A 13,702-nucleotide genomic window follows, 5' to 3' on the forward strand; every position below is an offset into this window, starting at 1 on the left:
GCACCTGCCCCCGAGAGATACAGGACCAGCACACCCGCCATGGCCCGCCGTTCCAAGAGCGCCGACACTCCCCCGGTCACCCCGGAGGAGAACATCATCGACATCGACGTCTCCGCGGAGATGGAGACCTCCTTCCTGGAATACGCGTATTCGGTGATCTACTCGCGAGCCCTGCCCGACGCCCGGGACGGTCTGAAGCCGGTGCAGCGCCGGATCCTGTACATGATGGCGGACATGGGTCTGCGCCCCGAGAAGGGCCACGTGAAGTCGGCCCGCGTGGTGGGCGAGGTGATGGGCAAGCTGCACCCGCACGGTGATGCCGCGATCTATGACGCCCTGGTCCGGATGGCGCAGTCCTTCGCGCTGCGCCTGCCGCTGGTGGACGGCCACGGCAACTTCGGCTCGCTCGACGACGGGCCCGCCGCGCCCCGCTACACCGAGGCCCGGATGACCGCCGCGGCGCTGTCGATGACGGCGGACCTCGATGAAGATGTGGTGGACTTCGAGCCCAACTACGACAACCAGCTCACCCAGCCCGGCGTGCTGCCCAGCGCCTTCCCCAACCTCTTGGTCAACGGGGCCTCCGGGATCGCGGTGGGGATGGCGACGAACATGGCCCCGCACAATATGCGCGAGGTGATCAGCGGCGCCAAGCACCTGATCCTGCACCCGGAGGCCACCCTCGAGGACCTGATGGAGCACATCCCCGGCCCCGACCTGCCCTCGGGCGGTCGGATCGTGGGGCTGGAAGGGATCCGGGACGCCTACCGCACCGGCCGCGGCTCGTTCAAGACCCGCGCGAAGGTCTCCATCGAGCAGGTCTCGGCCCGCAAGACCGGGATCGTGGTGACCCAGCTGCCCTATATGGTCGGGCCTGAGAAGGTCATCGAGAAGATCAAGGACGCCGCCCAGGCCAAGAAGCTCACCGGGATCTCCGACGTCCTGGACCTGACCGACCGCAAGCATGGGCTGCGGATGATCATCGAGCTCAAGGCCGGATTCAACCCGCAGGCCGTCCTCGCCCAGCTCTACCGGCACACCCCGCTGGAGGACTCCTTCGGGATCAACAACGTCGCCCTGGTCAACGGGCAGCCGCGCACCCTGGGCCTGCTGGAGATGCTGCAGGTCTATGTGGACCACCGGCTGGATGTGGTGCGCCGACGCAGCGCCTACCGGCTGCGCAAGCGCCAGGCCCGGCTGCATCTGGTCGAGGGTCTGCTGATCGCGATCCTGGACATCGACGAGGTCATCCAGATCATCCGCGCCGCAGAGGACACCGCGGCGGCCCGGTCGCGGCTGATGACCATCTTCGACCTGAGCCAGGCTCAGGCCGATCACATCCTGGAGCTGCGGCTGCGCCAGCTGACCCGCTACTCCTCCCTGGAGCTGGAGCAGGAGAAGGAACGCCTGGAGGCCGAGATCGCGGAGTTGGAGGCCATCCTGGGCTCCGAGACCCGGCTGCGCAGCCTGGTCGCCGATGAGCTTGACGAGGTGGCCGCGAAGTACGGCGACGATCGGCGCACCGAGCTGCTCGACGCCGAGGCCGCCCCCGCGGTCACCGCCCAGCCTGACCCGGCAGCCCCCTCCGCCGGGTCCAGCCTGCAGATCCCCGACGCCCCCTGTTGGGCGGTGCTCTCCAGCTCCGGCCAGCTGGCCCGCACCACCAACCGCTCCTCCCTGGTGCACCCGACCCGCCGTGCCCGCCACGACGCGCTGACCTCAGTGGTGCCCACCACCGCACGCGGGGAGATCGGCGCGGTCACCTCCGCGGGCCGGATGATCCGGGTGCCGGTGGTGGACATGCCCGCCGTGGAGATGTCCTCCGGCGCGGTCAACCTCAACCAGGGCGTGAAGGCCCGGGAGTTCCTGCATCTGGAGAAGAACGAGGAGCTGCTCGCCTTCGTCCCGCTGGACGCGGTGATCGCTCTGGGCACCGCGCAGGGCAGGGTGAAGCGGGTCAACCCGGACTACCCGCTGAATCGTGACGACTGGGAGGTGATCTCGCTCAAGGGTGAGGGACGCGCCCAGGACCGGGTCATCGGGGCCGCGGTGGCCGCCGAGGACGCCGACCAGCTCTGCTTCATCACCGCCGGCGCCCAGCTGCTGCGCTTCGGCGCCTCCCTGGTACGTCCGCAGGGACGCACCGCCGCCGGGATGCTCGGGATCAAGCTGGCCCCTGAGGACACCGTGATCGGCTTCTCCGTGGTGCCCGCAGATGCATCCGAGGAACACGCCGGGGAAGGCGAGCCGAGCGGGGACCCGTCGCAGCGGCCGGTCTCCAGCGCTCTGGTGGTGACCCTCGCCGGCGGCGACGCCCCGCTGGAGGGCTTCGAATCCGGCAGCATCAAGCTCACCGACTTCTCCGAGTTCCCCGCCAAGGGCCGCGGCACCGCGGGTGTGCGGGCGCACCGCTTCATGCGCGGAGAGGACCACCTGAAGCTGGGCTGGGCTGGGATCGGGCCGGCGCTCGGCGCGGCCCGCACCGGCGCCGCGCGGATCCTGCCCTCGGAGATGGCGCGTCGGGACGGGTCCGGCATCCCGCTGGAGCGTGGCGTTGACGCCGTGGCCTCCAGTCCCGAGGCGCTCTCCGCCGCCGTTGTGCGGTGACCATGACACACCATTACTACACCGTGTAGAAATCACAGGCTCGGCAGGAGTATTCTGGTCCCATCAGCTGACCGGGGACCGTCTCATCGCGTGCTCGCACCAGCTTCATCGACGTGTCACAGCACTAAGGAGCACCTGCCCATGGCCACCCTCGGAGGACTGGAGCGCTCTGTGATGAGCCTGCTCTGGGACAGCGCCGAATCCCTCAGCGCGAATGACGTGCGGGATCGTCTCGGCGAGGACCTCGCGGTGACCACCGTACTCACGGTGCTCTCTCGCCTGGAGCGCAAAGAGATGGTGCGACGGGAACGTTCCACCCGGCCGCACCGCTACACCGCGGTGGCCTCCCGGGAGGAGCACACCGTGGAGATGCTCAACGAGGTGCTGGGCACTGCCGGAGACCGCGAGGCAGTGCTGGCCCGGTTCATCGGGGGCATCCCCGAGTCCGAGGCCGCCGCGCTGCGTCGTCTGCTGCAGAGATAACCGCTCAGCCGCCGAATCCACATCGGCTCCGGAGACTAAACTGATCCGGTGACAATTCTCGCGCTCTGCCTGGCCGCTCTGGCCTTCGCCCTGGCCGTTCCGGTGCCCCGGGTGCTCAGCCAGGCGAGGTTCCGCACCCGCTCCCCCTGGGCCGCGATGCTGCTCTGGCAGGCGATCGCCCTGGCCGGCGGGCTCTCCATGGTGGGCGCGCCGATCGTCTATGGGCTCGGCCCATTCGGGGACTCGGTCCCGGCTGCGGCCTGGCACGTGCTGCGCCTCTCGGCCGCCGCGGACTTCGGCGCCCTCCCGGCGCTGGGGGTCCATGCCGGTCACATCTTCGCGCTCTGCCTCGGCGTGCTGCTGGGGTGCCACCTGCTGCTGACCCTGCTGCTGACCTATGTGCGGGTCCTGGGGCAGCGCCGGCGGCACCGAGACGTGGTGCGGCTGCTCTCCACCCCGGTGGACGGGAACCAGGCAGCAGCCCTGGGACGGCACTTCAAGCTCTCTCCGGAGCTCATCCACGCCCATGTCCTGGAACACGACGCGCCACTGGCCTACTGCCTGCCTGGTCGCACCCACTCCGGCTCGGTCACGGTGCTCTCCCGGGGACTGCTGGACCAGCTCTCGGAGGGCGAGCTTGCTGCCGTCGTAGCCCATGAGAAGACACATCTGCAGCAGCGCCACCACTTCCTGACCATGGCCTTCGAGGCCTGGTACCGGGCGCTGCCCTGGCTGCCGACCACCCGGCACGGCCGCGCCGCGGTCACCGAACTCACCGAGATGCTCGCCGACGACGGCGCCCTGCGCGCCCACCAGCGTGAGGATCTGGTGCGCGCGCTGGCGCTGAGCTCTGCCGGTCAGGAACACCGCGATGTCCGACGTGATGCCCGGCCGGACGCAGCGCCGGACCAGAGCACCCCAGGCGGCCACACGGAGGGCGCAGGGGCCACGGAGCCCGCAGAGACGCTCAGCGCAGCGCTGGAGCCCTCACCGCTGATCACCACGGCCCGGCTGAGCCGGCTGCTGGTCCCGCCGGAACCGCTGGGCCGTCCCGCGCTGGGCGGGATCCTGCTGATCGTCGCGGCGCTGGTCTGCGTGCCCACCGCGGCGCTGCTGCTGGGACCCTAGCCGTTGGCGGCCAGGAAGTCCTCTGCCCCGCCGACCAGCTCGGTGTGGCCCTGTGGCAGATCCGAGCGACCGATCAGCGCGGCGATCTCTGCGGCGAACTCCTCGACGCTGTAGAGCTTTCCGGCCGCCTCACGGCGGGTCTCGAGCGCACCGGGCTCGGCGCGCTCGAGCAGGGTCGCGGTGATGGTGCCTTCGATCATGTCCCCGGAGACCACGGTGAGCGTGATGCCCTTGGCGTCGAGTTCCGGGATGAGCTCCAGCAGCGCATCCTCACCGGCGCGCTTGGAGCGCGCCACCGGCTCATAGGCGTCCATGGTGGCGGTCTGTTCGATGAAGTGCGCCTGGTGGCTGGTCACGAACACGATCTGTGACCCCGCTGGCATCACCTGGATCGCGGTGCGCACCATCTGCACCTGGGCGTCCCGGTTGAGCTTGAGCGCGTAGTCCTCTCCCCGGCCGGACTCCATGCCGCCGGAGGCGTTGAGCACCAGCAGGTTGAGCCCGCCGAAGTTCTCCACCGCGGCGTCCACCAGGGCCTGCGCGCCGGCGGCCTCGGTGAGGTCGGCACCTACGGCGACCGCCCGGCCACCGGCCCCCTCGATGCCCGCCACGACCTTCTTCGCCCGTGGCGCCTTCTGCCGGTAGTTCACGACGACGCCGGCGCCCCGAGCCCCCAGAAGGGTCGCGGTGGCGGCACCGATGCCGCGCGAGGATCCGGTGATGATGGCGCCGATGCCGGCGAGGTCCTGCTCTGTCATGGCTGTGTCCTCAGTTCTGCTTGTGCCTGATGCGTTCTTTGAAAAATACCGGTGCCTGCCCGGGCGGGTCTCAGTGCCCCATCCCGAGGCCGCCGTCGACCGGGATCACGGCGCCGGAGATGTAACCGGCCTCCTCAGACGCGAGCCAGCGGACCACCGAGGCCACCTCGGTGGGCTCGGCGAAGCGCCCCGCAGGGATGTTCTGCAGGTACTTGGCCTGCGTGGCATCGTCCAGCTCGTCGGTCATGTCCGAGCGCACGAAGCCGGGAGCGACCACGTTGGCGGTGATTCCCCGGCTGCCCAGCTCCCGGGTCAGCGAGCGGGCCATGCCGATCAGCCCGGACTTCGAAGAGGCGTAGTTGATCTGTCCCGGGGAGCCGTAGAGCCCGACCACCGAGGAGATCAGCACGACCCGACCCTTCTTCATCCGGATCATGCCCTTGGAGGCGCGCTTGAGCACCCGGAAGGCTCCGGTGAGGTTGGTGTCGAGCACCTCGGTGAAGTCCTCCTCGCTCATCCGCATCAGCAGCGTGTCGCGGGTGATCCCGGCGTTGGCCACCAGGATCTCCACCGGGCCGTGGGCCTGCTCCACCTCGGTGAAGGCGGCATCCACGGAGGCCGCATCGGTGACATCTGCGGCGACTCCGAGTGCACCATCAGGGGCGTCACCGTTGCGCGTGGTGACGGCGACCTTGTCCCCGTTGGCGATGAAAGCCTCGGCGATGGCGCGGCCAATGCCACGATTGCCACCGGTGATCAGTACGCTGCGTGCGGTCATGAGTCTCCTTGTTACGGGTCTGGGTGCACGAGGGCACACGCCGGGAGCGGCGCCATCGACACGAAAGGGCTTCTGCACCCAGCCTATGCCAGCCGCTATGTGACCGTCGCGTCACATCGCCGTGAGCCACCAGGTTGGGCCCCTAGAATGAACCGGTGAGCGACCAGGTCCACTCGATCACTGATGCTCCCCAGAAGCACAGTGATGAGCAGCACTCGAGAATGGTGCGCTATGCGGTGTCGATGAGCATCCGTATGGTGTGCTTCATCCTTGCGGTGATCCTGCAGAACTGGATGACCTGGGTGCTCCTGGCGGCCGCGGTGGTCCTGCCCTACGTCGCGGTCACCACGGCGAACGTGGGCGCCGATCGGTATATGGGGCGCCGTCAGTCTGAGGACCTGGACTCCCCCGCCCTGCTGGGCACCGCGCATGAAGAAGGCGACCCGGAGGCGGACCGGCAGTGGTGGGAAGAGGACGAGCCCGAGCTGCACGGCGGCTACTCCAACGGCGTCGCCGAGGCCGAGGTGATCTCCGGGGAGCTCGTGGAGCCCGACGGGCCTGAGCACCCGCGCGACACGGAGCAGCCTCGCGACACGGAGCACCTTCGCGGCACTGAGCAGCCGCTGAACTCCGCGAAGACACCGCAGGACCCCGCACCCGAGCCCCTCGACGATCAGGACACGCACCGCTGATGGATCTGCTGAACGCCCTGGGCGGTGACGGCGCGCAGCCCGGACCCCAGGACCCGCAGTGCTCCCGAAAAGGCTGCCGCAGCGACGCGGCCTGGCAGGTGCTGTGGAACAACCCGAAGATCCACGAGCCCGAGCGGCGCAAGGTCTGGCTGGCCTGTGACGAGCACCGCCCCTGGTTGGAGAACTACCTCACCCAGCGGCTCTTCTGGCGCAGCACCGAAGCGCTGGAACCTGCCCCCGGAACGGCCGAAGATCCGCCCGGGCGGAGTCAGACGTGAACCGCTACCGCTTCCTGCTCACCCCCACCTGGCTGGGCTGGCTGGGCATGTGCGTGCTCTTCGCCGTGGCCTGCGTGTTTCTGGGTCAGTGGCAGATCGATCGCCGCGAGGTCGCCCTGGAGGAGATCAACCGGATCGTGGACAACTACGACCAGGAACCGATCCCCTACGCCGAGGCCCGGGAACTCTTCGAGGCCGCCGAGGACCAGGACGAGTGGACGGTGGTCGAGCTCAGCGGGGAGTACCTGACCGAAGACTCCCGGCTGGTGCGCAACCGAGGTCACAGCGGTTCCGTGGGCTACGAATCGGTGGTCCCCTTCGCCGTGGCTGGGACGGACGACGTCGTCGTCATCGACCGCGGCTGGCTGCCCACCGACAGCACCGACGGCTCCCAGCCCGCGCTGAACCCGGATCCTCCGGAGGGTGAGGTGGACCTGGTTGCTCGGATCCGCCCCGCGGAGCCGGAGATCAACCGGGGCGCACCCGAGGGCCAGCTGGCGTCGATCGACTTGAAAGAATACCAGGACCAGCTCGGCTACGACCTGCTCACCGGCGGCTATGGGCTCATGGCGGAGGAGTCTCCGGCCCCTGAGGTGGCGCCGCGGCAGCTGATCCGGCCCTCTCAGGATGAGGGACCGCATCTGTCCTACTCGATGCAGTGGATCACCTTCGGCCTGCTCGGCTTCATCGGTTGGGGTTACGCTGCACGGATCCACGCCCGGAATCGGGACTATGAGGAGGCCGAAGCGCTGATCGGCGGCGAGCCGCACCATGCCGAGGGCGCCGAGGGCGCACCGGTCCATGCCGCCTCCTCCGCCCCGGCCCAGAACCGGGTCCGCGAGGTCAGACGTCGGCAGCGGATCAAGACCGGCAAGCTCTCGGACGAGGATCTCGAGGACGCTTGGGTGGAGGAGCGGCTGCACCGCTGAGGCTCATCCCGCCGGCGGGTACTCCTCCTGTGCGCAGGACTCCACCTGCCGCCAGTGCAGAGACTCTTCGAACTGCCAATGGGTCAGTTCGGTGCCCAGACCCGGGCCTGCGGTGAGCCACCAGGTCTCTCCCGGGTTCCAACCGGCGATCACGCTCGCCGTCTCGGCGTCGATGTCGATGTCGATGGCCCGGCCTGCCGCACTGAGGTATCCGGCGACGCTGAGGTGCACGCCGTCGTACTGCTGGGCGACCGCCTGCCAGTCGGGGATCACCCACCGCCCGGAGCGACCGGTGGTGCGGTACCAGTCATGGCGCTTCTCACCGGTGACCTCCAGAGGGAAGTCTCGACACAACTGCGCCCAGTCCTCGCTTGTGTGGACCTCGAAGACCCGCGGGGACCTCGGGATCCACAGCCGCCGGGTATGGGCCGTCTCCCAGCCGAAACCGTCCTCCACCAGGTAGAGCACCACAGGAGCCTGGTCTGAGAAACGAGGAACGCTGCGCAGCAGCCGCTCGGGCGGACGCGACCACCACTCCCCGCTCCAGTTTGCGGTGGGGTCCGCGCGCCGCACTCGCAGCGCCCGGTGTTCCATGGAGTCCTGCTCCTCGCGCCAGCTGAGCAGCACCGTCGGCGGCTCCCCCGCCAGCTCAAAGCCAGGGATGTCCGGCCATTGCACGCAGGCCTGGTCGTGGAGCTCGACGTCCTGGTCCCACCAGGCTGCGGCAGGAGAGGCGAGGATGTGGGTCGCCACGCGCAACAGCGGATCACGCAGTTCAGCGGTCGCGGCGAGCAGGTCAGATCCCTCCGGCTCCTGCCAGTACCGTGCGAAAGCGACGACATCGCCCAGGACGAACCGGAGCAGGTCTTCGGTGGAATCTGCCAGATCAGTGTCATCCAGCGCCGCGGCGACGTCGACCGGGGTACGTTGCGGAGCTGGTGGGCGCGGCGGCGTCCTGCGTCCGAAGAGGGTCCTGCCGAGGTAGCGACGACTCTTGAGATCACCGGGCTCGAACGGTTCTGCGGCCTCATTGGCCACTTCGGCGAGTCGCAACGACTCCGGGTGAAGGTGACGCTCCGAGGCCAGAGCGAACTCCAGGCACAGCCTCCGGCCGCGCGGGCCGGCCAGCAGCGAGTCAGGAGTCAGGGCCATCCGGTGAGCCTAGCCTCGGCGCGCGCCGCTGACCAGCATCGAAAGATCCGTGGAGTCCTTTGGGAAGCCCCGGGTCACACCACCAAAGGCACCGCTCAGGCGAGCGTGATCAGATCCTCATACTCCTTGGTGTAGATGTCTTCCTCACCGTCGGGCAGCAGCAGCACCCGGTCCGGGCTCAGCGCCTCGACCGCGCCCGGATCGTGGCTGACCAGCACCACGGCGCCCTCATAGGTGCGCAGCGCGGCGAGGATCTCCTCGCGGCTGGCCGGGTCCAGGTTGTTCGTGGGCTCATCAAGCAGCAGCACGTTGGCGCTGGAGGCGACCAGCGAGGCCAGCGCCAGGCGGGTCTTCTCACCGCCGGAGAGCACTGCGGCAGGCTTGCTCACGTCGTCCCCGGAGAACAGGAAGGAGCCCAGGATCTTGCGCTGATCGGTGTCATTGAGGAACGGAGCGGCGGTCTTCATGTTCTCCAGCACCGAGCTCTCGGTGTCCAGGGTGTCGTGCTCCTGGGCGAAATATCCCAGCTTGAGCCCGTGACCCGAGATGACCCGGCCGGCGTCGGCCTCGGCGGCACCGGCGAGCAGCCGCAGCAGCGTGGTCTTGCCCGCGCCGTTATAACCCAGGATCACCACACGGGACCCCCGGTCGATGGCCAGGTCGAGCCCGTTGAAGATCTCCAGCGACCCATAGGACTTCGAGAGTCCCTCGGCCATCAGCGGGGTCTTGCCGCAGGAGGCCGGCGCGGGGAAGCGGATGTTCGCGACCCGCTCGGCGGCGCGCTCACCCTCGAGCCCGGCCATCATCCGGTCCGCGCGCTTGAGCATGGACTGAGCCGCCACAGCCTTGGTGGCCTTGGCGCGCATCTTCTCGGCCTGGAAGCGCAGCTGGCTGGCCTTCTTCTCCGCGTTGGCATACTCGCGCTTGCGCCGTGCGGCGTCCTGATCGCGCTGCACCAGGTACTTCTTCCACCCCATGTTGTAGACATCGAGGGTGGTGCGGTTGCCGTCGAGGTAGAAGACCTTGTTCACGGTGGACTCGATGAGGTCCACGTCATGGGAGATCATCAGCACCGCTCCGGCGTAGCTCTGCAGGTGATCGCGCAGCCACACGATGGAGTCCGCGTCGAGGTGGTTGGTCGGCTCATCCAGCAGCAAGGTGTCAGCGTCGGAGAACAGGATCCGGGCGAGCTCCACACGGCGGCGCTGACCACCGGAGAGGGTCTTCAACGGCTGGGAGAGGATCCGCTCCGGCAGGTCCAGATTGTTGCAGATCATCGCGGCCTCGGCCTCCGCAGAGTAGCCGCCGGCGGCGTCGAACCGGGTCTGCACCTTCCCGTACTGGGCCATGGCCTTGTCCCGCACGGCGTCATCGGTGCTCATCATGTCCTGCTCGGCGGCGCGCATCTTCGCGCTGATCACGTCGAGCTCGCGGGCGGAGAGGATCCGGTCCCGGGAGAGCTGCTCCATGTCCTCGATCTTGGGGTCCTGCGGCAGGTAGCCGATGCTGCCGCGGCGCTCTACATGACCGGCGGCAGGCTGGGTCAGCCCGGCAAGCACCTTGGTCATCGTGGTCTTGCCGGCACCGTTGCGACCGACGAGCCCGACCTTGTCCCCGGAGTCGATCCGGAAGTTGACCTCGTCCATCAGCAGGCGCGCGCCTGCTCGGAGTTCAAGATTGGATACGCTGATCAACGGTGCAGATTCCCTTCGGGCCGAGACGTTCTCGCCGGCCTGACAATGCAAGATGGGTGGGTGGGGTGGACAGCCTCTCTAGTGTAACGACGACGCTCGATGCCGTCGCATTCGACGTGGACACCGCCGAGGGCGGGCGACGCCGGATCCTGCACCCGCTGAGCCTGTCCCTGTCTCAGCATCGGATCGCCGTGATCGGCGCCAACGGGTCGGGCAAGTCCACACTGCTGCGCCTGATCGCCGGCCTGGTCGCCCCCACACAGGGATCGCTCCAGCTCAGCCCGGCGGGTGTGCGCTCGGGGTTCATCTTCGCCAACCCGCAGGCCCAGCTGATCATGCCGGTGGTCGGTGAGGACATCGCGTTCTCGATGCGCCGCAGCATCAGCTCCGCCTCCCGGCGTCGCGCGCGCAGCCGTGAGATCTTGGACACCATGGGGCTCGGTGAGAGGGAGAACTCCAGCATCTACGACCTCTCCTCCGGCGAGCGCCAGAAGGTCGCGCTGGCAGGTGTCCTGGCCGCGGAGCCGGAGCTGGTCCTCGCCGATGAGCCGACGACGCTGCTGGATCTGCGCAGCACCGTGGAGTTCACCGAGCTGCTGATGGGGCTTCAGGCGCCGATGATCGTGGCCACCCATGACCTGCAGCTGGCCGCACGGGCGGAACGCGTGCTGGTCTTCGAGGAGGGCCGACTGATCGCCGACGACGCACCGGCCCCGGCGATCGCACGCTACCGCGAGGTCGCCGGCGCCTGAGACGGCAGGGTGCCGAGGCACAGGTCGCTGAAGTCAGCCGGCGTCAGAGTCAGACGGCGCAGAGTCGGCCGACGCCAGGGTCAGCGGGTGCAGGGTCAGTAGGCGCCGGTCCCGCCGAACACCGCACGTGCGGTGCGCAGCACGATCTGGATGTCTCCGAGCAGCGTCCAGTTCTCCACGTAGTAGAGGTCCAGTCGGATGCTCTCCTCCCAGGAGAGGTCCGAGCGTCCGGTGACCTGCCACAGTCCGGTGATCCCGGGCTTGACCAGCAGCCGCCGGTGGGCGGTGTCGTCGTAGGCCTCCACCTCCTGGGGCAGCGGCGGTCGCGGACCCACCACGGACATCTCCCCACGCAGCACGTTGTAGAACTGCGGCAGCTCGTCCAGGCTGAGCCGGCGCAGCACCGCCCCCACCCGGGTGACCCGCGGATCCCGGCGCATCTTGAAGAGCACCTCATTGCCCTCGGAGCGGTCCTTCAGCAGTGAGAGATACCGCTCGGCGTCGACCACCATGGATCGGAACTTCAGCATCGAGAACCGGGAGTGGTTGATCCCCACCCGCTCCTGCCGGAAGAGCACCGGCCCAGGACTGTCCAGGCGCACGCAGACCGCAATGATCGCCAGCCCAGGTGCGAGCATCAGCAGCGCCAGCGCTGAGACGAGGACGTCGAAGCTGCGCTTGAGGATCCGGGCACGTCCGGTCAGCCGCGGGTAGGCGACGTGGAGCAGCGGGACTCCAGCGATCATGTGGGAGCTGATCCGCGAGCCGGCCGTCTCGGTGAGCGAGGGCACCACCACCAGGTTCACGTCCAGCGCATCCAAAGCCCATCCCAGTTCCCGCACCGCCTGCGCAGAGAGCAGGTCGGTCTCGGTGAGCAGCACCAGGTCCGCTGCGCTGCTGGTGACCACATCCACGATCTGGGCGACCAGGCGCTCCCGGGCTGCGGCATCACCGCCGGTCAGATCCCCCCGGACGGGATGCGTGGCGATCACCACCGTTCCGGTGCAGGAGGTCGCACCTTGGACGGCGGAGACCACGTGGTTGATCTTTCCCGGATGTCCCACCACCACGGCCCGGTGGGTCCAGATGCCAGACCGCCACTTCCGCTGCAGCACCCGTCGCCACACCCAGCGGCCCAGCAGCAGACTCAGGACGCCCATGGGAAGGGACCAGATCAGATGCTCACGCGGGGTGGGCAGATTCAGGGCCACCAGGGTCGCGAAGAAGAGTCCCGCGCTGGTCACCGAGGCGACGAGCACCCGGCGGTACTCCGTGACGCCCGCCCCGATGTGTCGCCAGTCCCGAGACCGTGCGGCCCCCAGCGCGGTGAGCCACAGCGCCAGCAGCACCGCGGTGCTCAGCACGGACAGTTCGGGCAGCGCCAGCCAATGCACCGCCGCCAGTGTGCCTGATGCCAGGATCAGATCCGTCAGCGCCAGCCGTCTGGCGTAGCCTCGCTGCCACTGCCGTGCCGAGGCTGGACCGGCAGGTGCCGTCATCCAGTCGTGGCTCGCGGCAGCGTTGCTGAGACTGATCGGGCTGATCTGCACGCTCATGGCCGGGCCTCTTTGATCTTCGCGGCACCACCTGGGGGGTCGTTCCGGACGGTGTCGAAACCCGCCCACCAGGCGCCCATCTGGATATCCACTGAGTCGGGGCTCAGGGGATCCATCCCGCCCGAAGGGTAGGGCGTCATTTCGCCGAACCAGATCTCGCCGTCGACGTTGTACAGATCCACTCGCATATAGTCGTATCCCGCCCCCAGAGCCTCGGCGGCCAGCACCATTGACTCGAAGTTCTCAGGCCTTGGGGTGACTGGTCCCAGTGGTGCCCCATGGTAGATGTCCAGCGGATTCCAGTCCGGATCGTAGAACACCTCTTGAAACTCCTCGGTGAAGCGTCCGCAATCGGTGTGCAGCACGCGCAGCTGACCGTGAAAGACGAACATCTTGTAGTCAGTCAGCGGAACTCCCTGGCCGATCCTGGGCTCGATGATGAGTTCACGGCGGGCCTGACTGTAGGCCCACTCCCCCACGGCGATCCGGTCGTAGGGTCGGAGCCAGCCTCGGGTCACCCTGCGCAGCTCATCCAGGGTGGTGCTGCGATCTCCGAAGTGCACCGCCTTGCTGCGGTGATTCGGCTTGATCACCCACTGGTCCGGCAGGCTCGCCAGGTCGAGCTGGTCCAGGTCGGTCCCGTGCCACAGCGTGTCAGGCACGTTGATCCAGGGGGTGTGCTCCGCGGCGTAGGCCTTCATCGCGCGTTTATCGCAGGTCCACGCAATCTCCGGGCTGCGATCGCGCAGCATCCGCTGGGTGAGGAACTCGGTGAACCGCGCCGGAGTCTTGAAGTCCCCCCAGCGACCGAAGCGACGGCGGTACATGACCTGACGCAGGATCGAATCCGGAACGGGGGTCAACATTCTGCGAGCTGAAGGGTGCATGGTGATTG

The 13,702-nt window shown here is 68.3% G+C and carries 13 protein-coding genes; 7 read left to right on the forward strand and 6 right to left on the reverse strand.

Going from position 1 to position 13,702, the window contains the following annotated elements; translation table 11 throughout:
* Positions 1-39: 39 nt before the first annotated feature.
* The 3 genes from HNR11_RS11845 (at position 40) to HNR11_RS11855 (ending at position 4,218) form a co-directional block, all read left to right on the forward strand.
* A complete protein-coding gene (locus tag HNR11_RS11845) occupies positions 40-2,607 on the forward strand; it encodes a DNA gyrase/topoisomerase IV subunit A (protein ID WP_179442538.1) in 2,568 nt (855 codons plus the stop codon).
* A 141-nt stretch (positions 2,608-2,748) separates the two neighbouring features.
* On the forward strand, positions 2,749-3,090 hold the full coding sequence (locus tag HNR11_RS11850) for a BlaI/MecI/CopY family transcriptional regulator (RefSeq protein WP_179442540.1): 342 nt from the start codon (positions 2,749-2,751) through the stop codon (positions 3,088-3,090).
* Between the two features lie 48 nt (positions 3,091-3,138).
* On the forward strand, positions 3,139-4,218 hold the full coding sequence (locus HNR11_RS11855) for a M48 family metalloprotease (protein ID WP_179442542.1): 1,080 nt from the start codon (positions 3,139-3,141) through the stop codon (positions 4,216-4,218).
* Here HNR11_RS11855 and HNR11_RS11860 read toward each other — a convergent pair.
* Both HNR11_RS11860 and HNR11_RS11865 read right to left on the reverse strand, forming a co-directional pair.
* The gene (locus HNR11_RS11860) at positions 4,215-4,976 is read right to left on the reverse strand and encodes an SDR family oxidoreductase (protein WP_179442544.1); all 762 of its coding nucleotides are present in this window, start codon (positions 4,974-4,976) and stop codon (positions 4,215-4,217) included. The genes HNR11_RS11855 and HNR11_RS11860 overlap by 4 nt on opposite strands.
* Positions 4,977-5,046: 70 nt before the next feature.
* Positions 5,047-5,754 carry a beta-ketoacyl-ACP reductase gene (locus HNR11_RS11865; protein WP_058889109.1) on the reverse strand — a complete coding sequence of 236 codons (708 nt, stop codon included), beginning with the start codon at positions 5,752-5,754 and terminating at the stop codon, positions 5,047-5,049.
* Positions 5,755-5,909: 155 nt separating this feature from the next.
* On the opposite strand from HNR11_RS11865, the gene HNR11_RS11870 reads away from it, so the two are divergent.
* From HNR11_RS11870 to HNR11_RS11880, 3 genes are read left to right on the forward strand one after another with little or no spacing between them, the layout of a single operon-like run.
* Positions 5,910-6,446, forward strand: a complete 537-nt coding sequence (locus tag HNR11_RS11870; RefSeq protein WP_179442546.1) for a DUF3099 domain-containing protein — start codon at positions 5,910-5,912, stop codon at positions 6,444-6,446.
* Entirely contained in the window at positions 6,446-6,724 is a 279-nt protein-coding gene (locus HNR11_RS11875; protein ID WP_179442548.1) for an acetone carboxylase, read from the forward strand. The genes HNR11_RS11870 and HNR11_RS11875 overlap by 1 nt, the downstream gene beginning before the upstream one ends.
* On the forward strand, positions 6,721-7,653 hold the full coding sequence (locus HNR11_RS11880; RefSeq protein WP_343050667.1) for an SURF1 family cytochrome oxidase biogenesis protein: 933 nt from the start codon (positions 6,721-6,723) through the stop codon (positions 7,651-7,653). The genes HNR11_RS11875 and HNR11_RS11880 overlap by 4 nt, the downstream gene beginning before the upstream one ends.
* A 3-nt stretch (positions 7,654-7,656) precedes the next feature.
* Here the strand turns inward: HNR11_RS11880 and HNR11_RS11885 are convergent, their stop codons facing one another.
* On the reverse strand, positions 7,657-8,805 hold the full coding sequence (locus HNR11_RS11885; protein ID WP_179442550.1) for a hypothetical protein: 1,149 nt from the start codon (positions 8,803-8,805) through the stop codon (positions 7,657-7,659).
* A gap of 95 nt (positions 8,806-8,900) precedes the next feature.
* Complete coding sequence (locus HNR11_RS11890) at positions 8,901-10,499, reverse strand: ABC-F family ATP-binding cassette domain-containing protein (protein ID WP_179442552.1); 1,599 nt, start codon at positions 10,497-10,499, stop codon at positions 8,901-8,903.
* 65 nt (positions 10,500-10,564) lie between these two features.
* On the opposite strand from HNR11_RS11890, the gene HNR11_RS11895 reads away from it, so the two are divergent.
* Complete coding sequence (locus tag HNR11_RS11895) at positions 10,565-11,251, forward strand: energy-coupling factor ABC transporter ATP-binding protein (RefSeq protein WP_343050668.1); 687 nt, start codon at positions 10,565-10,567, stop codon at positions 11,249-11,251.
* Positions 11,252-11,346: 95 nt separating this feature from the next.
* Here HNR11_RS11895 and HNR11_RS11900 read toward each other — a convergent pair whose 3' ends face one another.
* Both HNR11_RS11900 and HNR11_RS11905 read right to left on the reverse strand, forming a co-directional pair.
* On the reverse strand, positions 11,347-12,807 hold the full coding sequence (locus tag HNR11_RS11900) for a sugar transferase (protein WP_179442554.1): 1,461 nt from the start codon (positions 12,805-12,807) through the stop codon (positions 11,347-11,349).
* Positions 12,804-13,673 carry an ATP-grasp fold amidoligase family protein gene (locus HNR11_RS11905; protein ID WP_179442556.1) on the reverse strand — a complete coding sequence of 290 codons (870 nt, stop codon included), beginning with the start codon at positions 13,671-13,673 and terminating at the stop codon, positions 12,804-12,806. The genes HNR11_RS11900 and HNR11_RS11905 overlap by 4 nt, the downstream gene beginning before the upstream one ends.
* Positions 13,674-13,702: the final 29 nt, after the last annotated feature.

The sequence above is a fragment of the Nesterenkonia sandarakina genome, from assembly GCF_013410215.1.
Taxonomy (GTDB): Bacteria; Actinomycetota; Actinomycetes; order Actinomycetales; family Micrococcaceae; genus Nesterenkonia; species Nesterenkonia sandarakina.

Bases quoted from the DNA above. Each gene is read 5' to 3' on its own strand.
- HNR11_RS11860 (WP_179442544.1), bottom strand. From the start codon at position 4,976: ATGACAGAGCAGGACCTCGCCGGCATCGGCGCCATCATCACCGGATCC.
- HNR11_RS11885 (WP_179442550.1), bottom strand. From the start codon at position 8,805: ATGGCCCTGACTCCTGACTCGCTGCTGGCCGGCCCGCGCGGCCGGAGG.
- HNR11_RS11850 (WP_179442540.1), top strand. From the start codon at position 2,749: ATGGCCACCCTCGGAGGACTGGAGCGCTCTGTGATGAGCCTGCTCTGG.
- HNR11_RS11905 (WP_179442556.1), bottom strand. From the start codon at position 13,673: ATGTTGACCCCCGTTCCGGATTCGATCCTGCGTCAGGTCATGTACCGC.
- HNR11_RS11845 (WP_179442538.1), top strand. From the start codon at position 40: ATGGCCCGCCGTTCCAAGAGCGCCGACACTCCCCCGGTCACCCCGGAG.
- HNR11_RS11900 (WP_179442554.1), bottom strand. From the start codon at position 12,807: ATGAGCGTGCAGATCAGCCCGATCAGTCTCAGCAACGCTGCCGCGAGC.
- HNR11_RS11875 (WP_179442548.1), top strand. From the start codon at position 6,446: ATGGATCTGCTGAACGCCCTGGGCGGTGACGGCGCGCAGCCCGGACCC.
- HNR11_RS11865 (WP_058889109.1), bottom strand. From the start codon at position 5,754: ATGACCGCACGCAGCGTACTGATCACCGGTGGCAATCGTGGCATTGGC.